This window comes from Alcanivorax sp., from assembly GCF_019431375.1.
GTDB lineage: Bacteria > Pseudomonadota > Gammaproteobacteria > Pseudomonadales > Alcanivoracaceae > Alcanivorax > Alcanivorax jadensis_A.
Map to the genome: position 1 here is coordinate 1,082,506 of NZ_CP080267.1, position 25,215 is coordinate 1,107,720.

Below are 25,215 nucleotides of genomic sequence, written 5' to 3' on the forward strand. Positions count from 1 at the left end.
TCAGATCTCTGGCGTGTTACTGCACCTGCACCGGTTGTACCAGCACCCAGGGCATTACCACCACGGTCCACAGAGCCTGATCACTCTCAAACCACTGGCCCGCCTGATCATCGGTAACCTTGTCCACCTGCCCCTTGTCACGCCACAGGGCCAGGGTGTCGGCCTGGTCTTCAGAAAAGGCCAGCGCCACCTCGATCAGATCCAGCTCCGGGGCCACATAGACGGTCTGGCCACGGGCAAAGAACGGCTGCAGCTCTTTCCAGCTGGCCTTGGCGGTTTCCTGGTTGAGTTTGGCTTTGAGAATATCGCGATCTGCGGATGGGTCAGACATGGGCGGCTCCGTGTTCAGGGCCGTGCATTATCCGTATTCGGGAGGGTGCAATCAAAGAGGGCCCAAAAAAGAACGCCCGCCACTTGGGGAATGGCGGGCGGGCTGTACCGGGGCCGAAATTGAACATCCTTGTTCGATTGCGTCCTTGCGAGATCCACTTTAGGGAAACCACCAAGGCGGCATAAGACGCGATTTGCTACATCTTCTGTAAGCCATTTGCCATAAAGGAGTGGTTGGGGCCAGATAGCCGCGGAGGGTGCTGTAGCAGCCAGCCACCACTCCGGGTCAACGCCAGCGAATCTCCCGACTTGTATCGCTGATCAGCCGCTGCCTGCGATCAAACAGCTGGAAGCTGGCACCCTCGGCACTGAAGCTCACCTCTGAGAAGGCGTTGTCGCTGAACACCTCACCGGGGACCTCCACCCGACCCAGGGGTTTACTCCAGCCACCGTGGAGCACGCCGGGCACCCGGATCATCGGTCGATACCAGCGGAACGCCCGCAGTGCGGTGGGCCAGAACAGACCGGAGCAGGTCCAGCTATGCACCTGCTTGCCGCCATTCAACGTCAAACAGGCATACAAGGAGGCATGTACATCCCCACTCAGCACCACCAGCTTGTCGCTACGACTGCGCCCCATGGCTTCCAGCAGACGCTGGCGCTGGTGCATAAAACCCTCCCAGGCATCCCTGCCCCGGAACGGCCGACGCTGTTCCGGGAACAGCAGCACCGAGGTCACCAGTACCTTGATGCGGTCCGGATCTCGATCCAGCCAATCGATAAAGGCCTTTTCCTGGATGTCACCTATCATGCGGCGCTGCCAGGGCCAGCGGCTCAGCACCCGCTCGGTGCGCACATCCATGACAAAGAAGTCCGCCGGCCCCCGTGAGAAGGTGTACCAGAACCGGTCCGGGTCACGGTCCAGATAGGTGCCCGCCTGATTCAGGGGCGCCGCCGGAGAATGGGAGGCCTGATAAATCTGATAGGCCTTTATGGCGGCGGGATATTTGCTGGTCCACAGTTCCGCATTGGCACGGGCCGGCCAGTTATTCTCGATCTCGTGATCATCAAGGATCATGTAGCTGTTGGTATTGCGCAGCAGCTTCGCCAGATGAGGCTGGGAAAAACTTTCCCGATAAAGGGCATCAAAATCCTCTCGTGTGGTCGCGGCACCAACCATATACATGGAATCGGCGTAGACCTGGTCACCTCCGAAAAGGACAAAATCCGGTTTCGATGTGTTTGCCCGCGAAGACATTTCAGCAAAAATCTTGTCCGCCCGATCATCCTGGATTTCCCCATCAAGACCAACAAAGCGGTAGCAACAGGATCCGAAAAAAAAGCGGGTGGCATCAACATCCGGCTGATTGGTAAGAAACTCCCCCTGATCTGCTGCGCCCCAGTCCAGCGATATTTCATCTTCCGTGGCCACCCAGCCCGCCTGATACTCATAGCGAGTACCGGGCTGCAATTGATTGAGGATCACCACACCGGAGCCATCGAAGTTGCCATTAAGCCGAAACACCCTCGCCGGCGACCAATCCACGTCTCCCTTGCGGCGCCAGCGAATTCGACCCCACAGGCATTTTTCTCCTGCTCCCAGCGTCCCTTTCGGCAGCGCACCGAACACTCTCACATGGTGGTCCCCGGCCTCGCCAACCACCGGCCCTACCGCAAAACGGTTCACACTTTGACTCATGGCTTATGCCCCCCCTGCATTGAGCCCCCCGGCCCACGCTGCTAGCATCACGGGTACGCGGTGCAGGCAGCCTCATGGTCACTCGTCCGGGCCCTAAATAAACGGCACCCTCTGTCAGGAATAAAAACGTTGCTCAAGGATGCGAAAACTGCCTTTATTCTGCTTGTTGCCTTTCTTTCACTCGGGCTGACGTCAGCCGTATTGGCCAACGGCCCCGAGCTGCAGATTATTGGCGAAAAGCAGGAAGAACTACACCCCTATCAAGGGCTCGACTACTTCTGTTCCTCAGCAGAACAGTCGCCGACCATTAGTGCCCTGCAGAAACAACCGGCTTTGCCCTGGCAATCCAGCCACGGCGAAATGCCCAATCTTGGATTTACCAATCAGCATTGCTGGTTCCGCTTTGCCGTGCGTAACCAGAACCCGCGGCACAACGACTGGGAACTACTGGTGGATTACGCCATGCTTGGCGAACTGGACCTCTACCAGCTGGATGCCGGCGGAAATCTGATCAACCATTTCCAGGCGGGCATGGACCGGGATTTTGCGGTGCGCCCGGGCTACTATCCCACCCCCGCGTTTCCACTCTCTCTGCCCAGTGGCAAGGACAGCACTTTTTATCTCAAGGTCACATCCCCTCACAGCATCCAGTTACCGATGCAACTGCTGTCCCACGAACAGTTCGCCCGCTCCGCACAGAACCAGACCATTATCCAGGGAATCTTTTTCGGCGGCATGCTGGTGATGATTCTTTATAACCTTTCGCTGTTCTTCTCCATTCGCGAAAAGGTCTATCTGCTATACGTGTGCTGGTCGACGGTGGTCACCCTGTTCCTGGCGGTACTTCACGGCTACGCTCACCGCTACCTGTGGCCGCACTCCCCGCTTGTCAGCCAATATATCATTCACTATTTGCTCCCCTTGATCGTGCTGTTGCCACCGCTGTTTACCCTGCACTTCCTGTCGCTGCGGGAAAAAGCACCACGGCTGGCAGTATGGCTGAAAGGTCTGGTGATCATGGGAACATTACTTTTCCTGGCCGCCCCCTTCACCAGCCGCGATTTTCTGATTCCGATTTCCGTCAGCGCCATACTGGTGATGGATTTCAGCATTCTGCTGGTCGGTCTGCTGCGAGCCCGGGCGGGTGATCCGGATGCGCGTATCTTCACCATTGCCTGGGCCTGCTTCATTACCGGAGTAGCGGCCATGGCGCTGAACAAATACGGCGTACTACCGCGCACCAGCCTCACGGAAAACCTGGTCCAGACTGGGGTATTCCTGGAAGTGATTTTGTTGTCACTGGCGCTGGCCCGGCGCATCAGCCGGCTCAAGGAAGCCCATTCCGATTCCATTCGCGAAAAGGCCATTGCCGAAATGGAAGCCTTCAAGGCCGGCGCCCGCAACCATGCCAAGAGCGAGTTCCTGGCTACCATGAGTCATGAAATCCGCACGCCCATGAATGGCATCATGGGCATGACCGACCTGCTGCGGCGCACCTCCATGACCCAGCAGCAAGCCCAGTATGTGGGCACCATTTACCAGTCCACCCAGTCTCTGCTCACCGTCATCAACGACATTCTCGATTACTCCAAGATCGAATCCGGCAAGCTGGAGCTGGATTACCAGAGCGTGCAACTGGAAAGCATTGTCGACGACTGCGTGCGTCTGTTTGCCCTGCGTTCCAGCGAGAAACAACTGCCGCTGTATATCCATATCGACAGCCGCGTGCCGGAACGCATCAAGACCGATCCGATCCGTCTCAAGCAGATCATTACCAACCTGCTCAGCAATGCCTTCAAATTCACCGAGCGCGGCAATGTCTCGCTACATGTCACCGTGAAACAACCGGTGAACGAAAAGAACCTGTGCGTGCTGATGTTCGAAGTGGTGGATACCGGTGTGGGCCTGGACGAGGGGCAACAGAACAGTCTGTTCCAGGCATTCCACGAACTGTCCGGCAAGGGCAAGCACACCGGCGCCGGCCTGGGCCTGGTGATCTGCAAACGACTGATCGAACTGCTCAATGGCGATATCGGCGTATCCAGCTCGCTGGGCCGTGGCGCTACCTTCTGGGTGTCTCTGCCGGTGGAAGTGGAAAAGCCACAAAGCAAACCGGTACTGAAGAATCGTAGCGCCCTGCTGATTTCCAACACCCCCGCCCAGCTGCTCAGCCTGTCCCAGATCCTCACTCGCTGGGGCGCAAAGACCCTGGAATATCGCGATGTGGAGAGCGCCCTGGACCCGGCCAATCCGGCACGGCCAGTGGACTTTGTCATCGCTGAGCACGCGGTGATGGAAAACCCGCAATATGTGCAACGACTGCGGCAGCACTTCAGCAAGCCGGTACTGGTGTTGCTGCACCCCACCGGCAAGCCCCTCAGCGACAATTTGCCCGAAGACCTGTTGCTGATCGAAACGCCATTCTCCTGTCAGGCTCTCAAGCGCAGCCTGCTCACAGGCCATGATGAGCACCTTGCCCAGCAGGCGGCAGAAGAACCCACCGTCGTGCTGGACAAGGGCAACGCCCTGAACGTGATCGTGGCCGAGGATAACCCGGTCAATCAGCTGGTGATCGACAGCATTCTCAAATCCCTGGGTATCCATGCCACCCTGGTCAACGACGGCGAGCAGGCCATGAATCTGGTTGGCGAACAACCCGGCTACTGGGACATCATTTTCATGGACTGCGAAATGCCGGTGATGGACGGTTACCAGGCCACCCGCGAAATCCGCACCCTGGAGCAGGCGTCTACCGCCCACCACCATGCCTGGATCATAGCCCTGTCAGCCCACGCCACCGGCGACTACGTGCAAAAAGCCCGTGACGCCGGTGTGGATGACTACTTGAGCAAACCGGTTTCCCAGCAACAGGTCCGCGAGGCTCTCGGTCGCAGTCAGGTCTCCACACCTTCTGGCATTTCCGGCTGAGCCAGCAGGCCCGCACACACGGTAATCAGCTGCTTCACCCGAATGGGCTTGCCGAGGAAAGCATCACAACCGGCATCCAGACAACGCTGGCGGTCCACCGCCAGCACATTGGCCGTCAAGGCCAGCACCGGACCGGTAAAGCCACGGTCACGCAGAGCACGGGCGGTTTCGTAGCCATCCATCACCGGCATCTGCATATCCAGCACCACCAGATCAAAGCTGTCCTGGCCATAATGCCGGCAGGCCTCCCGGCCATCCTCCGCTTCCACCACCTGCATACCGGCCTTTTCCAGCACCTTGCGGACAAAGATCCGGTTCACGGTATTGTCTTCCACCAGCAGGGCTCGCCCGTTCAGTGCCATGGCACTCCCGGCCAATGCCGGCAGGGGCTCGGATGATCACACTGGCATCCACTTCACAGGCCAGAGACAGAGGCAGTTTCAGGGCAAAACGGCTACCCTTGTTGAGTTCGCTGAATACGGTGATATCGCCCCCCTGGGAACGGGCCAGCTGACGGGCAATACTCAGGCCAAGCCCGGTACCGGTATAACGGCGGGAATGGGACGCATCCGCCTGGGAAAAAGGCTGAAAAATTTTCTGTAATTCGCTTTCGCTGATGCCGATGCCGGTATCTTCCACAGATACCTGTAGCTGTTGTTCCGCATCGGACCAGCCGGCACGGACCCGCACCAGCCCTTCCTCGGTGAACTTGACCGCATTGCCCACCAGATTCACCAGAATCTGCCGCAAGCGGAAGGCATCGCCACTGACCGTAGCCGGCATCTCGGACACATAGGACAGCTCAAGGTCGATCTGCTTTTCCGATGCCCGCAACTTCAAACTGTCGACCACCTCATCCAGCAGTTCTGTCACAGAGAACAGGCGCTGCTCGTTATGCAGCTGCCCCGCTTCGATCCGCGACAGATCCAGCACATCATTGATCAGCGCCAGCAGCGCATCGCCGTTGTGCTGGATAATGGAGAGATAACGGCTCTGGTCTGCGTGACTCAGGGAACCATCACGCAGCAGCTCGGTATAGCCGAGAATCGCCGTCATCGGGGTGCGGATTTCATGGCTGATATTGGCCAGGAACTGGCTCTTGGTCTGGCTTGCCTCCTCCGCCTGACGGCGTGCATCCGCCAGCTGTGTCTGCGCGTGATTAATGCTGTCCACCATGGCATTGAAGTCTTCCGCCAGAGCGCCGATTTCATCATTGCCCAGCACCGGTACCCGCTGATCCAGCGCCCCGCCCCGGGCGATGGAGCGCACCGCGTTATGCACCAGATTCAAGCGCCCGAACAGCATTGGCTGAATGCGGCAGTTGATCACCCATACGGTCAGCCCGGCCAGCACCGCCATGATCAACCCGATCACCAGCACCGACAGGTTCAGGGATTTGTAGCCATCGCGAGGCAGCTCCACCACCACTTCCAGCGGGTTGCCGCCAAAAAAATCCGGCACAGGAAAACGCCCGAGCAGCTGATCACTATCATCCACCGTCAGCCCCCGCTGCGGCTTCAGTGAGGCAGGCACCTCACGCACATACAACGCATGGCCCACCCGGTCTGACAGGTAGCTCATCCAGTCACTGTCCAGCCATACCCCCAACAGGTAGGCCTGGCAGCCCACCTCAACCGCAGTGCTGAACAGCAGGGGGCGCCCCTCCACCTTGGCCACTCCCCAGATCGGCATGCAGCCCTGTTCATCAAAGCGCTCCGCCAGGGAGGCAAACACCGGAGAAGAGACCTCGTCAGCGCCGTTATTCCATATCACCGAGCTGCCACGCAGCTCCATCATCAGATCCAGATACCCCAACCCCCCCTGATTGGTAGGCGGGTTGTCCGGCTGATGGCTCCAGTCCTGTGCCCGCACCCGCAGGATAGACAGCTGATCCAGGAAGGTGGCTTCCACCTTTTCCAGCTCCCGCTCGGCGTTGCGCTCGGTGAGGGTATCCACCAGCGACAGGTTCACCCAATACAACGCCACGGTGGCCAGGGCCACACAACACGCTGCAGAAATCACCAGCAACCACCGAATGCGCACTCTCAGTGACATCGTTCCCTTCCCCTGACCAGGTGGCCGGACGACAAAAAAGCCGCCCATAGACTGCGTGAGCCCCCGGAATCACTTGCTTGAAAGAATAATTTTGAGCCGAAACCCTAGCACAAGATTCCCTGCAGCGGGCCCCTGCTGTCATCAGCGGTGGGAGATGCCGCACAGCCATTCACCCACAGGATGAAAAAGCCCCGCTGCACCCGTATCATAGGCCACCCTTTTTCCGGAATGACGACGTCGACCCCATGAGTGACACGCCTCGCAAAATCCTGGTGACCAGTGCCCTTCCCTACGCCAACGGCCCCATTCACCTGGGCCACCTGCTGGAATACATCCAGACCGACATATGGGTACGCTTCCAGAAACTGCGCGGCGAGCAGTGCACCTATGTGTGCGCGGATGATGCCCACGGCACCGCCATCATGCTCAAGGCAGAAGAAAACGGCATCACCCCAGAGCAACAAATTGCGCAAGTGAAGGCGGACCACGAGAAAGACTTCGCCGACTTCCAGATCCAGTTCGACAACTACTACAGCACCCACAGCCCGGAAAACCGCGCGCTGTCGGAAATGGTGTTCCAGCGCAATAAAGATGCCGGCTACATCGTCGAGAAGACCATCACCCAGCTTTACGATCCGCAGAAAGGCATGTTCCTGGCGGACCGCTTTGTCAAAGGCACCTGCCCCAAGTGCAAATCCGAAGACCAGTACGGCGACAACTGTGAAGTGTGCGGCGCCACCTACACCCCGGCGGAGCTGATCAACCCCTACTCCTCGGTCAGCGGTGCCACACCGATAGAGAAAGAAACCACCCAGCTGTTCTTCGACCTGCCCAAGTTCGAGGGCCTGCTGCGTGAGTGGACCCGCTCCGGCGCCCTGCAGGAGCAGGTAGCCAACAAGCTGCAGGAATGGATCGAAGACCTGCAACCCTGGGACATCTCCCGCGAAGCCCCCTACTTCGGTTTCGAAATCCCCGGCTACCCGGGCAAGTACTTCTACGTGTGGCTGGACGCCCCCATCGGCTACATGGCCAGCTTCCAGAACTACTGCGACCGCGAAGGGCTGAGCTTCGACGACTACTGGGGCAAGGAATCCACCGCCGAGCTGTACCACTTCATCGGCAAGGACATCATCAATTTCCACGGCCTGTTCTGGCCCGCCATGCTCGACGGCGCTGGGCTGCGCAAACCCACCGCCATCTACAGCCACGGTTTTGTCACTGTGAACGGCGCCAAGATGTCCAAGTCCCGCGGCACCTTTATCAAGGCGCGCACCTACCTGGACCACCTGGGCCCGGAATACCTGCGCTACTACTTCGCTGCCAAGCTCTCCAGCCGGGTGGATGACTTCGACCTGAACCTGGAAGACTTTGCCCAGCGAGTGAACTCCGACCTGGTGGGCAAACTGGTGAACATCGCCAGCCGCACCGGCAACTTCGTGAAGAAATTCGGCGGCACGCTCAGTGACGAGCTGGACAACCCGCTGCTGGTCCGCGAAGTGCAGGAAGCGGCCCCGCGCCTGGCCGAGTTCTACGAGAAGCGCGAATTCGGCAAGGCCATGCGCGAAATCATGGCCCTGGCGGACCACGCCAACGGCTACATCGCCGACAAGGCCCCCTGGACCCTGGCCAAAGAGGAAGGCAAGGAACAGGAAGTGCTGGCCATCTGCACCACCGCCATCAACGTGTTCCGCCTGCTGGTGATCTACCTGAAGCCGGTACTGCCGGCCCTGGCCGAACGGGCCGAAGCCTTCCTGCAAGTGGCCCCGCTGACCTGGAAAGACAGTGACAGCCTGCTGCTGGGCCACGAAATCGCCAAGTTCAAGCCGCTGTTGAACCGCATCGACATGGCGCAGATCGAGGCCATGCTCAACGCCTCCAAAGAAGACGTGCCCGCGGCCAAGCCCGCCGGCAAGAAAAGCGAACCGAAAAAGGCCGACGACGTGGCAGACGACACCATCAGCATCGATGACTTCCTCAAGGTAAAACTGCGTGTGGCCCGCGTGGCCAAGGCCGCCCATGTGGAAGGCGCCGACAAGCTGCTGCAGCTGACCCTGGACGTGGGTGAGCTGGGCGAGCGCAATGTGTTTGCCGGCATCAAGGCCAAATACAGCCCGGAAGATCTGGAAGGCAAACTGGTGGTGCTGGTGGCCAACCTGGCCCCGCGCAAGATGAAGTTCGGTGTCTCCGAAGGCATGGTACTGGCCGCCGGCCCGGGCGGTGACGACATCCATATCCTCAGCCCCGACAGCGGTGCCCAACCGGGTATGGAAGTGCGCTAACGGCGGCAAGGGCCCCCTCGCGCTTGCGTGAGAGGGCCCGCCCTGTGCGGTTACTGCCATCTTTCCAGCCAGCCACGACGTACAATCGCTTTCCCCTTGCCTGGGGCAATGTCTTTCGCTCTACACTGTGAAAACGAAAAATAACCAGGGAGAGCGCTACCATGAACCGCCAGGCAACACTGACCCCGGATGCCATCCAGTCCAAGAAAACCACCGTCAGCCCTGAGGAGTGGCAGCTGCGTGTGGATCTGGCCGCCGCCTACCGGCTGATCGCCCTGCACGGCTGGGACGACCTGATCTTTACCCACCTGTCTGCCCGCATCCCCGGCGACGAGCATCACTTCCTGATCAACCCCTACGGCATGATGTTCGACGAGATCACCGCCTCCAGCCTGGTGCGCGTGGACCAGGCCGGCAACAAACTCGACGACAGCGACTTCGACATCAACCCGGCGGGCTTTACCATCCACAGCGCCATCCACGCCGTGCGCGAGGATGCCAACTGCGTGATGCACACCCACACCACCGCCGGTGTGGCCGTGTCCGCCCAGCAGGAAGGCCTGCTCGCGCTGTCCCAGCAAAGCCTGTTCCCGCTGGCCAGCCTGGCCTACCACGACTACGAAGGTGTGGCCCTGCGCGAAGACGAAAAAGCCCGCCTGCAGGCCGACCTGGGCGACGCCAACTTCATGATCCTGCGCAACCATGGCCTGCTCACCGTGGGCAGCTCCATCGCCGACGCCTTCCTGGGCATGTTCATCCTTCAGCGCGCCTGTGAAATCCAGCTCCAGGCCCTGTCCGGCAATCGCCCGCTCACCCCGATCCCCGATGGCATCGTCAACACCATCAAACAGCAGGCGTCCCAGGTCACCAAGGGCATGGGCGGCAACCTGGCCTGGCCCGGCCTGCTGCGCAAACTGGATCGCCAGAACCCGGGATACGACACCTAAACCCGCACGCTCCGAGGAAGCCGGCCTTCGTAGGAGCTATGCTTGCATGGCGAAAGGGGTGGGATGGTTCGCCATGCAAGCATAGCTCCTACAACGCCTAACCCAGCCCCCCAACACCCCACGGAAATCTGTTTCCTTCCGCTCTCTTCCCCTGTCAAAGCGGGCCAAAACCGGCCAACCTATACAGAAAGGCGACTTCCGTTAATTGTCTTGCCGGAAAGGTATACGCAATGTGTAGGCCAAAGACACCGTCTGCCGAGGTTACCGATGACACAGTCACTGGACGCTCTCTGGGAAAAAGTCCGTGCCCAGAAAACCCTGATCCCCTCCCTCTATGGCGATATCGACTTTGATGCCACACCGGAGCGATTCACGGATTCCATGGATGTCCGCAGTACATTGCCGGCCCACTTCGCCAGGAAGTACCGCAAGAGAATCCTCGCCGACCATGAAAAGGTGGAACGGGCCCGCGCCTACACCCTGCTGGGCGACACCGTGGCCGATGCCTACGCCGCCCTGATGCCGGCATACAGCTTTCGCGATCTCATCGGTATGCTGAAGAAAGCCTGTGACGAAGGGCTCGACGCGGTACCCGATGCCCCCCAGGAACTGGTGGACTTCATCACCGCCATGGAAACCACCCCGGACTGGGTGGACATGGAGCTGGTGCGCGAAGGCGCCCGCCTGAGCCGCAACCAGATGGCCAACCTGGCCCCCTACGTGATCCGTGGCGCCTTCGTGGCCACCTTCATGAACAAGTACTCCGGCCTGCCCATGGCCATCACTGGCACCCTGGCCAACGACTCGGTAAACCGGCGCATCAACGAAACCGCCAGCTTCTTCACCACCGCCACCCTGCCCGGCGCCCTGGAACGCTTCGGCCCCGGCTTCAAGGCCGCCGCCATGGTGCGTCTGATGCACTCCATGGTCCGCTTCAATATCCTCAAGCGGGTGAAAAAATGGGACCCGGCCATCTACGGCATCCCCATCCCCCAGGTGGACCAGATGCCCGCCGGCACCATGCCCGCCTACCTGGCCGCCTTCAAAGCCATGCGCAAGGGCCGCAAGCACTTCACCCGCAATGAGCGGGCCATCGTCGAACTGTCCCGCTACCAGTGTTTCCTGCTGGGGCTGCCCGAAGAACTGCTGCCCGCCGAAGCGCCGGACATTATCGACACCATGCTCACCTACTCCGGCACCCTGCGCGAGGGCTACGACGACGACACCTGTGGCGAACTCACCCGCGCCACCATGTCCGTCTACCGCCCGAAAGACAACAAGCTGACCAGCAAGGTCCATAACCTGGTAGAACGCAGCGTCTCCAAGGTGTTCTTCAACCAGGCCTTTCTCGGCAAAAACGACAAATCAAAAGCAAAAGAAATGGGCGTGGAACCGCACCTGCTCGACTACGCGCTGTCCAGCATCGGTACGCTGTTCATCATGCCCCGCCTGATCGCCTACCGGACCCTGCAAGACATCCCCGTAGCCAACAAGATCGCGGACAAGATACTGGTCCGGCGCATCAACGAGTTGCTGGTGGACTATGGCCACGCGGAGTACACCACCGACGCCAGCCAGTACGCACCGACCACCCGGGAAAGCACCGCCTGACCCCTGCATTACCCGGTAATCCCCCACCTGGCATCTGTGTAAAGCGGGTGCCAGCGCCAAGCTGAAAGATGCCTCGCTGCCCACCGGATAACCACTGCGCTTGTGCCGCAATCTTGTCCCAGATCAAAGAACAGCGACCCCGCCGGCATACAGTAAAGGGAAGACACCCGTGAATGCAGGAGAGCCTCATGTTCAGTGAATCTGCCGTCGCACTGGTCACCGGGTCGGCAACCGGTATCGGCTACGCCATTGCCGAAGGGTTTGCCCGCTCCGGCTGCAATCTGATCCTCACCGACAGAGATGCCCGCCGTGGCGAAGCCGCTGCCGATGCGCTTCGCGAGGCCACCGGCAAGGAAATCCTGTTTGTCAGCGCCGACATCAGCGACCCCCAGGACGTGAATGAACTGCATCGGCGCGGCGTTGCCCACTTCGGCCGCGTGGATGCCGCTTGCAACAATGCCGGCATTGAAGGCCTCATGGCCCCCACTGCAGAGTGCTCACTGGACAACTTTGACACGACCCTGGCCACCAACCTGCGCGGCCTTTTCCTGTGCATGAAAACCCAACTGGGACTGATGACCCGGCAAGGCCACGGCGCCATTGTGAATATTGCCTCCGTGGCAGGGCTGGTAGGATTCGCAGGGCTCCCCGCGTATTGCGCCTCGAAAGGAGGAGTGGTTCAACTGACCCGAACCGCCTCACTGGAATATGCAGAACACAACATCCGCGTGAATGCGGTCTGCCCCGGGGCCATCAAAACCGAAATGATCGACCGGATTACCGGCAAGGAACCGGAAACCGAAAGCCAGTTTGCCGGCCTGCACCCCATGAACCGGATGGGCACCCCTGAGGAAGTAGCCAACGCCGTGATCTGGCTGGCTTCGCCACTGGCAAGCTTTGTCACCGGTCAGGCACTGGCTGTGGATGGCGGGATGACCGCTCGCTGACCAGAGAGCGCCAGGTCCGGAACCGCTGGATCGCGGTTCCGGACCTGGCAAAACTCACAGACCCACTACAGCCCCAGATACTCCCCGATCAGAAACGCGTCCCCCTGGCCTTCCCGGCTTCCGAAATAACTGACCGGGTCATACTCACCGTTCTCGATAGAGCCCACTTCGCAATCAATGCCAAATTGCTTGGCAAGGTCGTTAAACAGGGCCACCGGCGCCTTGATCTGGGCTTTTTTCTTCACCGGCTGGCTGATACCCAACCGCCAGTCCTCACAATCGTCACTGTCGCAGTCATTGATCAGGGTGACCTTGCCCGCTTCGTTCTCATCCACATAGGCCTGCAACGCCGCTTGCAGGTCAGGCAGGTTGCGCTTGAGCTTCTTTTCCTGCTTTTCATCCAGGCGGTCGGAGGCGACGAGGAGGTATAGGAGCATATCGGGGTCCGGGGTTGGGATTGTGGGGGCACTTTAACACAGAGGGGGGAGCTACTGGTTTTGGGAGAAAGGCAATGTTCGCCTGATTACTGGTCGTAGAAGTAAGAGAGCTTTAGCCCCTTGATGCACGGGGAAAACCTGACTCTCGTGTTCCCGCTCATAAATTCCACCGGCTTCTACGCAGCAACCAGCTTCTTGACCTTAAGGTCTTTTCGGCGCTGCTCCGCATGCCAGAGCTCATACTGATACTGCTGGGTAAGCCAGCTTTCAGCCGAGGTATCAAAGGCAATAGACAACCGGATCGCCATTTCCGGGCTGATGCCCGCCTTGCCGTTCAGAATGGCGCTCAGTGTTTTACGACTTACGCCAAGTCCATCGGCAGCGGCGGTCACAGACAAGCCGAGAGGCTCCAGACAGAGCTCTCTGATGATTTCACCGGGATGGGGAGGGTTGTGCATCAACATGGTTACTACCTCAGTGATAATCCTCGTAATTCACGACATCGGCATCACCGTCTTCAAAGCGAAATGTCACCCGCCAGTTTCCACTTACCGTTACCGACCACACCCCGATACGGTTACCCGTGAGTGGATGCAATCTGAGTCCCGGCAAGTCCATATCACTGGCATCTGCTGCGGCATGCAACCTGCCGAGGATAAGCCGAAGTCTCTTGGCATGTGCCGCCTGAATACCTGCGGTACTTCCAGACTGAAAGAATCTGGCCAACCCTTTATGTCTAAAGCTTCGTATCACTGCCGAATGTAACCTGTAACGTATCGGGTGTCAATTTTAGAGAAACCGGGCATGGCGTTCTTTATGCGTGGGCTTCTTGCCAGGCTATAACTTGAAAATAGCCCGCTTATGGGCAGCGAAATATCAGAGAAGAACGGGGATTGTTGTAGGACATAGGCCAATTCATGGGTGTCCCGTATTATTTAATGATATGCTCTAGGTAAGCGAAGTCCTCCCCCCCCCCTTCTTGTAGCCAACACCATATCCGGCGACTACAGCCAAAGCCAAAATTGCCACTGCTAGCAGTATCTTCATAAGCACATTAACGCCCGGCGCAGCGGGCAAATTGGAGCGAGGAACGAGCGGAAATTTGATCCGCCTGCCGCCGCTTGTTAACCAACTTGAATTTTCTCTAGCTTACTCGGAGGCACACTAGTCATGGACAGCATAGCCTGCCCATTTGTCAGGGGCACTCCGATTGCGAATAAGTTTGGCCTAGCCCCTGCCGTAAAGTACATCTGTTGCTGGCCCTCTTTGCTGAGATAAAAGCCAATAAACTTAAAATCATGTTCGTAGAAAGGCTGCTCTTCGCCCCCTTCGAATTCCTCTGGGGGATAGGTTCCGAACTCCAAGTTGAAGTAGTCGACGAAGTCCTTTCCCTCAAGAGAAGGCTTCCCTTGGAATTCGTTGCATTCTACGAGCTCGTCCATTGCTCCCCCTGGTTAACAGCGTATTAATTAGAACGTTCCGCATAACCCGGTTCCGTATAACCCTGAAACCACAACCCCCGCATCCGAAAGAAAATCCTGCCATAACAATCGCTTGGCAGGCTATAGCCAATTTCCTACACGGGATTATGCGGAAAGTTCCTTATAACTCCTTTCCTTTGAACTCGGAGACAAAAAAATCAAAGTCCCATTAAATCAAAATGTTGGCACTTCCCTTTCCGGGTTCAACGGAAGCTTCCGTTGAAAAGGGGAATCACAATCCCTACTTGCTGAACGCCCCCGTCGCCAGGAATGCCTTTACCTGCTTAATCACCTCCCCATTACGCATCATGAACGGATGCGTCACCGGCAAGACCAGATGATCCTGCATGCCTTCCACTTTGGTTCTTTCCACGGTGTAACCACTGCGCTGTGCGCAATCTTGTCTCCCAGATCAAAGAACAGCGACCCGCCGGCATGGCCACAGTAGGAAGACACCCGTGAGATGCGGAGAGCCTCATGTTCAGTGAATCTGCCGTCGCACTGGTCACCGGGTCGGCAGCGGTATCGGCTACGCCATTGCCGAAGGGTTTGCCCGCTCCGGCTGCAATCTGATCCTACCGACGGGAATTTGCCCGCCGTGGCGAAGCCGCTGCGTGCGCTGGAGCCACCGGCAAGAAATCCCTGTTTGTCAGCGCCGACATCGAAGGCGACCCCCAGGACGTGAATGAACTGCATCGGCGCTGGCGTTGCCCACTTCGGCCGCGTGGATGCCGCTTGCAACAATGCCGGCATTGAGGCTCATATTTTACTGCAGAGTGCTCACTGGACAACTGACACGACCCTGGCCACCAACCTGCGCGGCCTTTTCCTGTGCATGAAAACCCAACTGGGACTGATGACCCGGCAAGGCCACGGCGCCATTGTGAATATTGCCTCCGTGGCAGGGCTGGTGGGTTCGCAGGGCTCCCCGCGTATTGCGCCTCGAAAGGAGGAGTGGTTCAACGGCCGAACCGCCTCACGGAATATTAAAGAACACAACATCCGCGTGAATGCGGTCTGCCCCAGGGCCATCAAAACCGAAATGATCGACCGGATTACCGGCAAGGAACCGGAAACCGAACCAGTTTGCCGGCCTGCACCCCATGAACGGATGGGCACCCCTGAGGGTAGCCAACGCCGTGATCTGGCTGGCTTCGCCACTGGCAAGCTTTGTCACCGGTCAGGCACTGGCTGTGGATGGCGGGATGACCGCTCGCTGACCAGAGGCGCCAGGTCCCAGAACCGCTGGATCGCGGTTCCGGACCTGTCCTCCACAGACCCACTACAGCCCCAGATACTCCCCGATCCGAAACGCGTCCCCCTGGCCTTCCCAGCTTCCGAAATAACTGACCGGGTCATACTCACCGTTCTCGATAGAGCCCACTTCGCAATCAATGCCAGAATTGCTTGGCAGCAAGGTCGTTAAACAGGGCCACCGGCGCCTTGATCTGGGCTTTTTCTTCACCGGCTGGCTGATGCCTTCGCCAGTCCTCACAATCGTCACTGTCACGCAGTCATTGATCAGGGTGACCTTGCCCGCTTCGTTCTCATCCACATAGGCCTGCAACGCTGCCGGCATACAGCTTTCGCGATCTCATCGGTATGCTGAAGAAAGCCTGTGACGAAGGGCTCGACGCGGTACCCGATGCCCCCCAGGAACTGGTGGACTTTATCACCGCCATGGAAACCACCCCGGACTGGGTGGACATGGACCTGGTGCGCGAAGGCGCCCGCCTGAGCCGCAACCAGATGGCCAACCTGGCCCCCTACGTGATCCGTGGTGCCTTCGTGGCCACCTTCATGAACAAGTACTCCGGCCTGCCCATGGCCATCACCGGCACCCTGGCCAACGATTCGGTGAACCGGCGCATCAACGAAACCGCCAGTTTCTTCACCACCGCCACCCTGCCCGGCGCCCTGGAGCGTTTCGGTCCCGGTTTCAAGGCCGCCGCCATGGTGCGCCTGATGCACTCCATGGTCCGTTTCAACATCCTCAAACGGGTAAAAAAATGGGACCCGGCCATCTACGGCATCCCCATCCCCCAGGTCGACCAGATGCCCGCCGGCACCATGCCCGCCTACCTGGCCGCCTTCAAAGCCATGCGCAAGGGCCGCAAGCATTTCACCGACAACGAACGGGCCATCGTCGAACTGTCCCGCTACCAGTGCTTCCTGCTGGGCCTGCCTGAAGAATTGCTGCCCGCCGAGGCCCCGGACATCATCGACACCATGCTCACCTACTCCGGCACCCTGCGCGAAGGCTACGACGATGAGACCTGCGGCGAACTCACCCGCGCCACCATGTCCGTCTACCGCCCCAAGGATGAAAAGCTGATAAGCAAGGTCCACAACCTGGTGGAGCGCAGCGTCTCCAAGGTGTTCTTCTCCCAGGCCTTTCTCGGCAAGAATGACAAATCCAAAGCGAAAGAGATGGGCGTGGAACCACACCTGCTCGACTACGCCCTGTCCAGCATCGGCACGCTGTTGATCATGCCCCGCCTGATCGCCTATCGGACCCTGCAAGACATCCCCGTGGCCAACAAGATCGCGGACAGGATACTGGTCAGACGCATCAACGAATTGCTGGTGGACTATGGCCATGCGGAATTCACCACCGATGCGGCGCAGTACACTCCCACCATCAAGAACGCCACCTGATCCTGCATTAATGCCCTGCTACGACAGCGGCAAAGAGCCACAAAAAAGCCCCCTTAATCAGGGGGCTTTTTTATCATCAGGCCACAGCTTGCGAAACAGGCCGCGCGCGATTCAAGGGTAACGGTCAACCCAGACTACACACCCAGATACTCCCCAATCAGAAACGCATCCCCCTGCCCTTCCTGCTTGCCAAAGTAGCTCACCGGATCACGCTCACCGTTCTCGATAGAGCCCACCTCGCAATCAATGCCATATTGCTTGGCAAGATCATTGAAGAGGGTGACCGGCGTCTTCAGCTGCGCCTTCTTCTTCACCGGCTGGCTGATACCCAGTTGCCAGTCCTCACAATCGTCACTCTCGCAGTCATTGATCAGGGTGACCTTGCCCGCTTCGTTCTCATCCACATAGGCCTGCAGCGCCGCCTGCAGGTCAGGCAGGTTGCGCTTGAGCTTCTTTTCCTGCTTTTCATCCAGGCGATCACAGGCGACGAGAAGGTATACGAGCATATTGAGGGCCGAAGTTAAGAATGTGGTCAATATTTTACCACAAGGAGGCTACTTTCTGGTTTCGAAGTAACATTGATACCACCCAGATAGGCCGCTTGATGGGCTTGGAGAATTCAGGAAACATTTATCCACCCTCAAGCAGTGCTTTCAACGCAGCCAGCCCATGCGGCGCCCGCCGACGCATGATCCTCCTAGCCAATGGCAGTATGAAAAAACGACTCATACCATTACTGCGTCGGCTGTACATACGCCACTCGACAGTGCAGCGATGCGCGCCCAGGGATGTGAAACGCATCTCCATCCTGGGTAAGAGTGCGGGCAGGTTACCCTCGGTGATTTGAAGGTGGGGAGACTCGGCTTGCACGACAGTGATCCGAACTCGCCGTCTTCCCCGCAGAGGCACCTGAACGATTTCGTGATAGATCTTGCCCGGATTACCGTGTGGTATGTCGTTACCGGATGCGATAGCAATGACGCCAGGAAACCATTCAGAGAAGTATTCCAGATTGCTTGCGTAGGTGTAGGCCTGCGCCATGTTGCACTCGATCTCGATTGCGCTTGCGGCTAATGAGTACATGAGTTTCACCTGTTGCATTACGATGGTGATTTAATGCTAGGGTATCGAGTGGGCTTTACAGTCAAGGAATTTCGATGCGAATCGCTGAATTAGAGGCCAGAACAGGCTTGGGGCGGCACACTCTACGCTACTATGAACAGCAAGGTCTGCTGGGTAAGATTGCCCGCGATAGTAACAATTATCGCAATTATCCGGAGACTCTGGTCAGGGATGTACACCTCTTGAAGCAGATGCAGGTTCTGGGCTTTTCCTTGGCAGAAATCAGGGAGGTGCTGCAAGGCTTGCGCAGCCGCGGCATTAACTGCGCGCAAGGTGCGCGATTACTAGGCGAAAAACGGGCCAAGGTCGAAGAACAGATTGCCAATCTAAAGGCTGCCAGCCGTCTGCTCGGCAAGGAGCAAAAACGCCTGGAGGCCCGTGCACGACAGCACGGCTTTACTGTTGCTACTACTCATTAGCTCTAACGCCCGGCTCACCGAACAAATTTTTGATGGCTGCTTTTTTGCCACGCAAAAAAGGTGACAGCGAAAATTTGTCCGGTGCAGCCGCTTGTTAGACTTCTGTAGTTGCATACGAATGATCTTCTGGTGACAGATTAGAAATATCACGCATTTATAAATACTACTAATTGAGCTGCACTAAGGCCAATGCCAATAAGTCCGGATAGCACTGCTGGCGTATAAACGATGCCCCGTCCTTTTGTCCAAGTTTCCAAGAAAAGAGCCAAGAGAGTACCAATGATGAAGCTCGCCAATAGAACTTTCCAACTAAAAAGAAAAAGACCCGCGATATACCACCCCAAAAATGAAAATACAGATAACGGCGCGACGATGTTAAAAACAGTCAGTTGCGCACCTAGAGGGCTAAGTTGAACTGGATTCCGCCAAACCGTTGCGCTGAGCTGCGTAGAACAAGTAAACGCCCAAAGCGTCCACATGTAGATTTCTTGATCCAATTTAATTCCCCCTATCAAGAAAAGGGTTCGTCTTCGCCAAGGGCCCAATGATTCCCATTTTCGCAACTTTGGCTGAGACACCATTACTAAGGTCTGAAAGCTCTTCCTGATTTTTTGCATCAGGGTTAAAGAGCACTAGAGAGCAACCCAACGCAACTGCCTTGTTCGATTCAGCATGGCTGTAATACCCCTGAATCTCGTTTTCGGTGAAGATTGGTGATTCTGGGTAGACCGATGTACAAACAAAAAGATGATAAATAATTCCTTCCCGCGAAAGAACTGCATCTGGAATCAGTGAAAGATCGTTATTCACAGCCTCTATTTTAAAGCCCCCTTTTTGAGCCTGAATACACGCGAATTTGATTCCCATAAATTTCAATTCTTCATCCATTTGTTTTAGCACCTTCAATTTAGCATGGATAACCAAACACCATTTTGGAACTTGGGTTGCGCAGTTATTACCGGAATCTAGGTTTTTTGGCTAACGACCAAGCTCACCGGAAAAATAAAGATGCAAAGCGAAGCGGCGCAGCTTTATTTTGTCCGAGTGCAGCGCCTTGTTATGCCTTGTCCTTCTTTGCAATCACAGCCTTAAGAGCTGCTGACGTTTTTGTTTCTTATAATCAGATAACAATTGACCATTAAAATACGATGCCTAGAACATAACGCAATCTGTCATGAAGAATGATTACAGACTCTTCACTTCCACAATTACTCATTTAAAACTTGCTTCGATATAAAAAAGTTAACACTGATCATATTTGCATTCTTTAATCTCAAACTCGAGTGTTGAATGCCCGATGGAGAATTTTTGTGCAAGCGCTGTTTTTAATTCACCCTTCACTTTATCCAGTTGTGAATAATCAGAAAGTAGAACATGAGCTTCTAATGCATTCTGATGCTCGTCAAGTTGCCAGATATGTACGTGATGAACATTGATAACATTTGTTACCTGCTGCATGGCTGTGATGACATCATCAATAACAATGCCCTCCGGTGTTCCCTGCATCAGGATATGAATGGTTTTTGGTAACATCGTGGCTGCCTGGTACAAAACATACGCGGCTATCAATAATGTTATTAAGGTATCACTCCAGTACCACTCATAAAGAAGGATCAGTGTACCGGCAACAATAACACCCGCTGAGGCCAGCGCATCCGATACATTGTGCAAAAAAGCGGCACGGATATTCATACTGTGCTTAGACATAGTAAAGGTAAGAAACGCGGTTGCCAGATCAATCACCAGCGCAATCGACGCCACAATCACAACCATCCAGCCTTCAATAATCTGTGGTTCGTAGATTCGCCATAGCGCTTCATAGATCAGGTACAGCCCAATCAGGACAAGTGTGACTAAATTAATTAATGTAGCAATGATTTCAGCGCGTTTATAACCAAAGGTTCTGAAATGATCGGCCGGTTGACGACCGATCTTTCTGGCGACCCAGGCAATGAGCAGTGAGGCGGCATCACTGAAGTTATGCAGTGCATCAGCAATCAGTGAAAGGCTGCCCGATAGAATACCACCGACGACCTGGGCTAATGTCAGGAGCATATTGATAGCGATGGCGAATCCCAGGCGGCGATCACCTATTGATTCAGTGTCGTGGTTATGCGAATGCGTATTCATTGTGTACCTATAAAGAAAAAGATTTTGTCGTTCGACTGGAAAGATAGGCATGTGCTTCCCGCGCATCCAGCTCTCGTGTACTATTACCTGTGCGTACCATAAGCCGTGCTACGCTGTCCTCATGATAATAAACAGGTTCAACAGCGCTCTCGACAATGACGCGACAGATGGTTTTATTTTCGATATCGTGGAACCGGCAATGAAGTAATGCGCAAGCGTTTCCTCCCAGACTGGTTTTAACCGTATCCATCAGTGCACGTTCGAAGCCGTCTCTATTTTTGTGCTTCAATGTCTGGAAGTCAGAGTCGATGCCAATGATATTGCCGTTGTCCTCAACGCCGATCAGCAATGTACCGCCTTCGCGATTTAAAAAACCGGCGATGGCTTTGATGACAATCAACTCAAGTGCGCGATTCGTTCGCTGTTGTCTTACATCCCAACGATACGTGGATTTGAATTCAAGATGCTCACTTTCGCCTCTGGCAATCAATAAGGGTAATTCTTCAGCAAGCTCGTGTTCCAGATAGCGGACAAGATTTTTTTGGCCAGACAGTCTTATATGGTACAGACCGAACAATAGACCAACAATACCGCCAAGCAGTGCAAACACAAAGCTCATAGGTATTAATTCAAACTTGAATTCAGTAATTAAACGCTGAATCAAAAACTCTATCGGGCTGTTACCCGGAAATTCGATTAAGCCCTTGTATTCGTACCAGAATACCATTGTCGTCAACGGATGTAATAGAAGCACGCCTATTATTGCACCAATAATAAAATGAAAAAGTAAGATCCATTTTTTTTGATTGATTAAACTACCTGATGAGTATGTCATCTTTCTTTAACCACCTGTTTGGTTGATTATTCTCTTGATCTGGAAATCCAGTGTATTGATTCATCGTGGCTTGTGCCTCACCCCGGTGCGTGGACACTTCTGCAGCTGCAAAAACAGCTCTTGCATAGGCTTACAGTCTTTGCCTAAATCCTCGAATGCGCTCGCCGTGTTTGTAAGAACCACCCCGATTCCAAAGGTTCCAACGATAGCCGCTGATTTTAACTTTTTATATTCGCTCCTTCTTGAGGGTTAATGGGGCATAACGCCCGCATTTGCGGCTGGTTTGGAGCGCAGCGTAAAACCAGTCCGACAACATGCGCTTGTTAGGCGCTGCCATAGTGAAGAGTAGGCTCTAGCAAGGTAAGTTGCTCTTGTGTTTCAGGCTCTTTGTATTTGTATTCTTTAGTATCTATTGTTGTGACTATTGCTTCTATCATTGGATTTCGATTTTTTTCACTACCACCAACGTGGTAAAAGTGCTCCCTCGTCAAAATATTAAATTTCGACCAATGAGATTCAATGTATTCATTCTTCCTATAGTCATTGTGATGCCATGTTGAAAGAATGAAGTCACAGGATGACTCGCTTAAGCTATCAAAGAGACCTATTTCATGCTCTTCATCCCATGAATTGAAGTAATCTACATGCCTATCTATATAGGGAGGATCACAATAGATAATGTCGCCAGCCTTTGCCTCGTTTATAGTCTCTTCAAACGATTGGCATTTAAAATCAAAATCTTTGGCCTCCAGGATCTGACTAACCGTAGAAATTTGATTTACAATTTTAGTGACATATGCCTTTGCAAACCGATTCGGTTTTTTACAAAAAGGGATATTGAAACCTCCTTTTCGATTAAACCGTATCATTCCATTAAAGCCTGCCCGATTTATAAATAGGAAATCTAGGGGGGCGTGCTTTTCATTGAATCGCTCTCTTATGCTGTAGTAATGCTCATCTCCTTTTTCTAAGAGAATCGCACCCTCCTTTTCTAAAAACCTTCTTGCTATATCGGGAGTAATCTCGCCCGATTGAATAGCTGAATAGAAATTGATCATATGGGGATTGGTGTCGCACATTAGCGCTTTTTTGGGGGCTATGTTGAAAGCGACAACACCAGTACCCATGAATGGCTCTACCCATCGCCCAGAGAAATCCTCAGGAACAAGACTTTCGATCCATGGTACTAACTTTGTTTTGATCCCTTGGGACTTCATTGGAGGGACTAATACTTTCTGTGCCATAACAGACTCGTGCTACCAGAATACTTAAACCGCCAGATTAGCTTATTCTCCGCCCGAAAACAATCCCAATTTGGGATATTCCAAATTGGGATGCAGAATGTCTGGCAATTTATTGGGGGTAGTTTCTTTGTACCACGAGATATTAAAAAGATTGCGTGCTCAGAAAGAGGTGACCCAGCTTCAATTAGCTGAAGCTCTTGGTCGCCCACAGTCGTTTGTTTCAAAGTATGAAAGCGGAGAGCGCAGGCTAGACGTTCTTGAGTTTATTCAAGTTTGTAATGCACTCAATGAATCCCCCTCAGATGTTATTCAGAAGATTGAAAAAGGAAGAAAACGTGGGATTTAAAGAGAAGTTTGATAAGTTGTTGGCTGAATATGAAGCTGATTACAATATATGTGGTGTTATCTCATCTGAAAAGAAGATTTATCCAATAGGTAGCGATACAAAAGTCTTAAGTACAATTTTTGAGCTTTTTTCAAGACCCATAATTCAGCAGTTTGCAGATGAGAATGGTTATACCTTGGTAGAACCAACTGTACAAAACCATTATCCAGATTTTACTTTGCAAAAATCCGATAATGACAATGAAAAAATTGCTATTGATGTTAAGACTACTTACATAGATAAGCCTGAAAGCAAGTTCAAATATACTTTGGGTGGCTACACAAGCTTCATTAGGAATAACACTAAAAATATAGTGTATCCATTCGATCAGTATAAAGAACATTGGGTGATGGGGTTTGTTTATACGAGAGTGGCTGTAAAAAAATCAGCCGAGCACAAGATTTATACGACAGATGAAATCTCTGACATAGTTCTACCTTATAAGGATGTTAAGACTTTCTTTCAAGAAAAGTGGAAAATTTCTGGCGATAAAGCAGGATCAGGAAATACAACAAACATTGGAAGTATAAACGGGAGAATTGAAGATTTTACCGCAGGAAATGGCCCATTTTCTTCAGAAGAGGAATTCTTAGATTACTGGAGAAATTACGAGCGAACCGCTGAAGAAAGAGAGAAGAAATTTTCGGATATCTCAGGGTATCGAGTATGGAAACAGAACTAGGCGCCTAACAGTGTATTCATTAGAACGTTCCGAATAACTCGATTCCTTATAATTCTGGAGCCGAGCCCCTTTTCTTAAGAGAAAATCCTGCCATAACAATCGCTTGGCAGGCTATAGCCAATTTCCTACACGGAGTTATACGGAACGTTCCTTATAACTCCTTTCCTTTGAACTCGGAGACAGAAAAACCAAAAGCCCACTAAATCAACATGTTGGCATTTCCCTTTCCGGGTTCAACGGAAGCTTCCGTTGAAAAGGGGAATCGCAATCCCTACTTGCTGAACGCCCCCTCCGCCAAAAACACCTTCACCTGATCAATCACGTCCCCATTGCGCATCATGAACGGATGCGTCACCGGCAAGACCAGATGATCCTGCATGCCTTCGACTTTGGTTCTTTCCACTGTGACCTTGCCGTCATTGGGGCCGGGTAATTGGGTGGAGAGCAAAAAGTTGATGGTGTCGCTGCCGGCGATGATGCCCAGGGGGAAGTCCACCGGGCCGAGCTGGTTGGGGACGCTGTCGGGGCCGGTGCCCATCTGGCTACCGGCGGGGCCGTTGAACCACTGGAATGGGGCCCAGTCACCCAGGCGGTCCACCACTTCGCTGCCCTGGTTGGGCGGGCCGAGCATGACGGTGCGGCCCAGTCTGTCGATGCGGTGCTGACTGAGGTACTGGCGCAGCAGGATGCCGCCCATGGAATGGGTAACGAAATGGATGGTGCCGGTGGGCGGGCATTTTGCCAGGGCTTTGGGCAGGGTGTCTGCGGCGAGGGTCTGGATGTCTTTTTGGGTGGAGGGGTAGCCCTGGTTCACCACCGTGTAGCCGGTGCTCTCCAGGGCGTTTGCCATTTTCTTCATGGAGTGGGCGGTGCGAGCCAAACCATGGAGCAGGATGACGCATTCAGGGTTCTGGATTGTCATTGTCGTGCCCTCGGTATCCAGCAAGGCCGTTCCCCCTCTCCCTGTCCCTCTCCCGCAAGGGGAGAGGGGACTGTCCAGAGAAGTGCGAGCACCACTCTGATCTC

General features: G+C 54.9%; 27 protein-coding genes and 1 pseudogene. 11 read left to right on the plus strand and 17 right to left on the minus strand.

All coding sequences use genetic code 11. The features are described from left to right. Positions 1–16: 16 nt before the first annotated feature. Positions 17–331 (minus strand): DUF2288 domain-containing protein, encoded by a 315-nt coding sequence (locus KZ772_RS04895; RefSeq protein ID WP_290538724.1) that lies wholly within the window; start codon positions 329–331, stop codon positions 17–19. Between the two features lie 285 nt (positions 332–616). Then, positions 617–2,029 carry an alkaline phosphatase D family protein gene (locus KZ772_RS04900; RefSeq protein ID WP_290538725.1) on the minus strand — a complete coding sequence of 471 codons (1,413 nt, stop codon included), beginning with the start codon at positions 2,027–2,029 and terminating at the stop codon, positions 617–619. 129 nt (positions 2,030–2,158) lie between these two features. Between KZ772_RS04900 and KZ772_RS04905 the strand changes: the two genes are divergently transcribed. Further along, positions 2,159–4,957, plus strand: coding sequence for a hybrid sensor histidine kinase/response regulator (locus KZ772_RS04905; protein ID WP_290538726.1), 2,799 nt, complete (start codon positions 2,159–2,161; stop codon positions 4,955–4,957). Here the strand turns inward: KZ772_RS04905 and KZ772_RS04910 are convergent. Both KZ772_RS04910 and KZ772_RS04915 read right to left on the minus strand, forming a co-directional pair. Then, positions 4,924–5,277, minus strand: a complete 354-nt coding sequence (locus KZ772_RS04910; RefSeq protein ID WP_290538727.1) for a response regulator — start codon at positions 5,275–5,277, stop codon at positions 4,924–4,926. The genes KZ772_RS04905 and KZ772_RS04910 overlap by 34 nt on opposite strands. Next, complete coding sequence (locus KZ772_RS04915) at positions 5,171–7,012, minus strand: ATP-binding protein (RefSeq protein ID WP_290538728.1); 1,842 nt, start codon at positions 7,010–7,012, stop codon at positions 5,171–5,173. The genes KZ772_RS04910 and KZ772_RS04915 overlap by 107 nt, the downstream gene beginning before the upstream one ends. A 245-nt stretch (positions 7,013–7,257) precedes the next feature. On the opposite strand from KZ772_RS04915, the gene metG reads away from it, so the two are divergent. The 4 genes from metG (at position 7,258) to KZ772_RS04935 (ending at position 12,796) form a co-directional block, all read left to right on the plus strand. Beyond that, entirely contained in the window at positions 7,258–9,291 is a 2,034-nt protein-coding gene (gene metG, locus KZ772_RS04920; RefSeq protein ID WP_290538729.1) for a methionine--tRNA ligase, read from the plus strand. 161 nt (positions 9,292–9,452) lie between these two features. Then, positions 9,453–10,238 (plus strand): class II aldolase/adducin family protein, encoded by a 786-nt coding sequence (locus KZ772_RS04925; RefSeq protein ID WP_290538730.1) that lies wholly within the window; start codon positions 9,453–9,455, stop codon positions 10,236–10,238. A 267-nt stretch (positions 10,239–10,505) separates the two neighbouring features. Further along, complete coding sequence (locus tag KZ772_RS04930) at positions 10,506–11,849, plus strand: oxygenase MpaB family protein (protein ID WP_290538731.1); 1,344 nt, start codon at positions 10,506–10,508, stop codon at positions 11,847–11,849. A gap of 188 nt (positions 11,850–12,037) precedes the next feature. Then, on the plus strand, positions 12,038–12,796 hold the full coding sequence (locus tag KZ772_RS04935; protein ID WP_290538732.1) for a glucose 1-dehydrogenase: 759 nt from the start codon (positions 12,038–12,040) through the stop codon (positions 12,794–12,796). 65 nt (positions 12,797–12,861) lie between these two features. Here KZ772_RS04935 and KZ772_RS04940 read toward each other — a convergent pair whose 3' ends face one another. From KZ772_RS04940 to KZ772_RS04960, 5 genes are all read right to left on the minus strand, one after another. Beyond that, the gene (locus KZ772_RS04940) at positions 12,862–13,233 is read right to left on the minus strand and encodes a hypothetical protein (RefSeq protein ID WP_290538733.1); all 372 of its coding nucleotides are present in this window, start codon (positions 13,231–13,233) and stop codon (positions 12,862–12,864) included. Between the two features lie 176 nt (positions 13,234–13,409). Continuing rightward, the gene (locus KZ772_RS04945) at positions 13,410–13,697 is read right to left on the minus strand and encodes a HigA family addiction module antitoxin (RefSeq protein WP_103917038.1); all 288 of its coding nucleotides are present in this window, start codon (positions 13,695–13,697) and stop codon (positions 13,410–13,412) included. Positions 13,698–13,707: 10 nt separating this feature from the next. Continuing rightward, positions 13,708–13,986 (minus strand): type II toxin-antitoxin system RelE/ParE family toxin, encoded by a 279-nt coding sequence (locus KZ772_RS04950; protein ID WP_290538734.1) that lies wholly within the window; start codon positions 13,984–13,986, stop codon positions 13,708–13,710. A 371-nt stretch (positions 13,987–14,357) separates the two neighbouring features. Further along, positions 14,358–14,675 (minus strand): hypothetical protein, encoded by a 318-nt coding sequence (locus tag KZ772_RS04955; RefSeq protein WP_290538735.1) that lies wholly within the window; start codon positions 14,673–14,675, stop codon positions 14,358–14,360. Positions 14,676–14,955: 280 nt separating this feature from the next. Then, complete coding sequence (locus tag KZ772_RS04960) at positions 14,956–15,087, minus strand: hypothetical protein (protein WP_290538736.1); 132 nt, start codon at positions 15,085–15,087, stop codon at positions 14,956–14,958. 312 nt (positions 15,088–15,399) lie between these two features. Here KZ772_RS04960 and KZ772_RS18565 point away from each other — a divergent pair. The 3 genes and pseudogenes from KZ772_RS18565 to KZ772_RS04970 form a co-directional block, all read left to right on the plus strand. Further along, a pseudogene (locus KZ772_RS18565) lies at positions 15,400–15,771 on the plus strand (SDR family NAD(P)-dependent oxidoreductase); the annotation flags it as partial. Positions 15,772–15,817: 46 nt separating this feature from the next. Further along, on the plus strand, positions 15,818–15,934 hold the full coding sequence (locus KZ772_RS18570; protein WP_365871173.1) for an SDR family oxidoreductase: 117 nt from the start codon (positions 15,818–15,820) through the stop codon (positions 15,932–15,934). A 382-nt stretch (positions 15,935–16,316) separates the two neighbouring features. After that, positions 16,317–17,372 (plus strand): oxygenase MpaB family protein, encoded by a 1,056-nt coding sequence (locus tag KZ772_RS04970; protein WP_290538738.1) that lies wholly within the window; start codon positions 16,317–16,319, stop codon positions 17,370–17,372. Positions 17,373–17,506: 134 nt separating this feature from the next. On the opposite strand, the gene KZ772_RS04975 is transcribed toward KZ772_RS04970, so the two are convergent. Continuing rightward, on the minus strand, positions 17,507–17,878 hold the full coding sequence (locus KZ772_RS04975) for a hypothetical protein (protein ID WP_272962497.1): 372 nt from the start codon (positions 17,876–17,878) through the stop codon (positions 17,507–17,509). A 124-nt stretch (positions 17,879–18,002) separates the two neighbouring features. Further along, positions 18,003–18,455: an SRPBCC family protein gene (locus KZ772_RS04980; protein ID WP_272962496.1), complete on the minus strand. Its 453-nt coding sequence runs from the start codon at positions 18,453–18,455 to the stop codon at positions 18,003–18,005. 74 nt (positions 18,456–18,529) lie between these two features. On the opposite strand from KZ772_RS04980, the gene KZ772_RS04985 reads away from it, so the two are divergent. Beyond that, positions 18,530–18,913: a MerR family transcriptional regulator gene (locus KZ772_RS04985; RefSeq protein ID WP_272962495.1), complete on the plus strand. Its 384-nt coding sequence runs from the start codon at positions 18,530–18,532 to the stop codon at positions 18,911–18,913. A gap of 146 nt (positions 18,914–19,059) precedes the next feature. Here KZ772_RS04985 and KZ772_RS04990 read toward each other — a convergent pair whose 3' ends face one another. From KZ772_RS04990 to KZ772_RS05010, 5 genes are all read right to left on the minus strand, one after another. Beyond that, the gene (locus KZ772_RS04990) at positions 19,060–19,410 is read right to left on the minus strand and encodes a hypothetical protein (protein WP_272962494.1); all 351 of its coding nucleotides are present in this window, start codon (positions 19,408–19,410) and stop codon (positions 19,060–19,062) included. Between the two features lies 1 nt (position 19,411). Continuing rightward, positions 19,412–19,801: a hypothetical protein gene (locus tag KZ772_RS04995; protein ID WP_272962493.1), complete on the minus strand. Its 390-nt coding sequence runs from the start codon at positions 19,799–19,801 to the stop codon at positions 19,412–19,414. 354 nt (positions 19,802–20,155) lie between these two features. Continuing rightward, the gene (locus KZ772_RS05000) at positions 20,156–21,043 is read right to left on the minus strand and encodes a cation diffusion facilitator family transporter (protein ID WP_058090873.1); all 888 of its coding nucleotides are present in this window, start codon (positions 21,041–21,043) and stop codon (positions 20,156–20,158) included. A 7-nt stretch (positions 21,044–21,050) separates the two neighbouring features. Further along, positions 21,051–21,878 (minus strand): ATP-binding protein, encoded by an 828-nt coding sequence (locus tag KZ772_RS05005; RefSeq protein WP_197492679.1) that lies wholly within the window; start codon positions 21,876–21,878, stop codon positions 21,051–21,053. A 323-nt stretch (positions 21,879–22,201) separates the two neighbouring features. Then, the gene (locus KZ772_RS05010; RefSeq protein ID WP_290538739.1) at positions 22,202–23,122 is read right to left on the minus strand and encodes a Dam family site-specific DNA-(adenine-N6)-methyltransferase; all 921 of its coding nucleotides are present in this window, start codon (positions 23,120–23,122) and stop codon (positions 22,202–22,204) included. A gap of 97 nt (positions 23,123–23,219) precedes the next feature. On the opposite strand from KZ772_RS05010, the gene KZ772_RS05015 reads away from it, so the two are divergent. Together KZ772_RS05015 and KZ772_RS05020 are read left to right on the plus strand one after the other, a co-directional pair. Continuing rightward, entirely contained in the window at positions 23,220–23,468 is a 249-nt protein-coding gene (locus tag KZ772_RS05015; RefSeq protein WP_290538740.1) for a helix-turn-helix transcriptional regulator, read from the plus strand. Next, complete coding sequence (locus tag KZ772_RS05020; RefSeq protein WP_290538741.1) at positions 23,458–24,189, plus strand: type II restriction endonuclease; 732 nt, start codon at positions 23,458–23,460, stop codon at positions 24,187–24,189. The genes KZ772_RS05015 and KZ772_RS05020 overlap by 11 nt, the downstream gene beginning before the upstream one ends. Positions 24,190–24,460: 271 nt before the next feature. On the opposite strand, the gene KZ772_RS05025 is transcribed toward KZ772_RS05020, so the two are convergent. Next, positions 24,461–25,111 carry an alpha/beta fold hydrolase gene (locus tag KZ772_RS05025; protein WP_290538742.1) on the minus strand — a complete coding sequence of 217 codons (651 nt, stop codon included), beginning with the start codon at positions 25,109–25,111 and terminating at the stop codon, positions 24,461–24,463. Between the last annotated feature and the right edge of the window lie 104 nt (positions 25,112–25,215).

What these genes read in the sequence shown, in the direction of transcription:
- KZ772_RS04895 (WP_290538724.1), bottom strand. Translation starts at nt 331, where the DNA reads ATGTCTGACCCATCCGCAGATCGCGATATTCTCAAAGCCAAACTCAAC.
- KZ772_RS04900 (WP_290538725.1), bottom strand. Translation starts at nt 2,029, where the DNA reads ATGAGTCAAAGTGTGAACCGTTTTGCGGTAGGGCCGGTGGTTGGCGAG.
- KZ772_RS04915 (WP_290538728.1), bottom strand. Translation starts at nt 7,012, where the DNA reads ATGTCACTGAGAGTGCGCATTCGGTGGTTGCTGGTGATTTCTGCAGCG.
- metG (WP_290538729.1), top strand. Translation starts at nt 7,258, where the DNA reads ATGAGTGACACGCCTCGCAAAATCCTGGTGACCAGTGCCCTTCCCTAC.
- KZ772_RS04925 (WP_290538730.1), top strand. Translation starts at nt 9,453, where the DNA reads ATGAACCGCCAGGCAACACTGACCCCGGATGCCATCCAGTCCAAGAAA.
- KZ772_RS04930 (WP_290538731.1), top strand. Translation starts at nt 10,506, where the DNA reads ATGACACAGTCACTGGACGCTCTCTGGGAAAAAGTCCGTGCCCAGAAA.
- KZ772_RS04935 (WP_290538732.1), top strand. Translation starts at nt 12,038, where the DNA reads ATGTTCAGTGAATCTGCCGTCGCACTGGTCACCGGGTCGGCAACCGGT.
- KZ772_RS04940 (WP_290538733.1), bottom strand. Translation starts at nt 13,233, where the DNA reads ATGCTCCTATACCTCCTCGTCGCCTCCGACCGCCTGGATGAAAAGCAG.
- KZ772_RS04945 (WP_103917038.1), bottom strand. Translation starts at nt 13,697, where the DNA reads ATGTTGATGCACAACCCTCCCCATCCCGGTGAAATCATCAGAGAGCTC.
- KZ772_RS04955 (WP_290538735.1), bottom strand. Translation starts at nt 14,675, where the DNA reads ATGGACGAGCTCGTAGAATGCAACGAATTCCAAGGGAAGCCTTCTCTT.
- KZ772_RS18570 (WP_365871173.1), top strand. Translation starts at nt 15,818, where the DNA reads ATGAACGGATGGGCACCCCTGAGGGTAGCCAACGCCGTGATCTGGCTG.
- KZ772_RS04970 (WP_290538738.1), top strand. Translation starts at nt 16,317, where the DNA reads ATGCTGAAGAAAGCCTGTGACGAAGGGCTCGACGCGGTACCCGATGCC.
- KZ772_RS04975 (WP_272962497.1), bottom strand. Translation starts at nt 17,878, where the DNA reads ATGCTCGTATACCTTCTCGTCGCCTGTGATCGCCTGGATGAAAAGCAG.
- KZ772_RS04980 (WP_272962496.1), bottom strand. Translation starts at nt 18,455, where the DNA reads ATGTACTCATTAGCCGCAAGCGCAATCGAGATCGAGTGCAACATGGCG.
- KZ772_RS04985 (WP_272962495.1), top strand. Translation starts at nt 18,530, where the DNA reads ATGCGAATCGCTGAATTAGAGGCCAGAACAGGCTTGGGGCGGCACACT.
- KZ772_RS04995 (WP_272962493.1), bottom strand. Translation starts at nt 19,801, where the DNA reads ATGGATGAAGAATTGAAATTTATGGGAATCAAATTCGCGTGTATTCAG.
- KZ772_RS05000 (WP_058090873.1), bottom strand. Translation starts at nt 21,043, where the DNA reads ATGAATACGCATTCGCATAACCACGACACTGAATCAATAGGTGATCGC.
- KZ772_RS05005 (WP_197492679.1), bottom strand. Translation starts at nt 21,878, where the DNA reads ATGACATACTCATCAGGTAGTTTAATCAATCAAAAAAAATGGATCTTA.
- KZ772_RS05010 (WP_290538739.1), bottom strand. Translation starts at nt 23,122, where the DNA reads ATGGCACAGAAAGTATTAGTCCCTCCAATGAAGTCCCAAGGGATCAAA.
- KZ772_RS05015 (WP_290538740.1), top strand. Translation starts at nt 23,220, where the DNA reads ATGTCTGGCAATTTATTGGGGGTAGTTTCTTTGTACCACGAGATATTA.
- KZ772_RS05025 (WP_290538742.1), bottom strand. Translation starts at nt 25,111, where the DNA reads ATGACAATCCAGAACCCTGAATGCGTCATCCTGCTCCATGGTTTGGCT.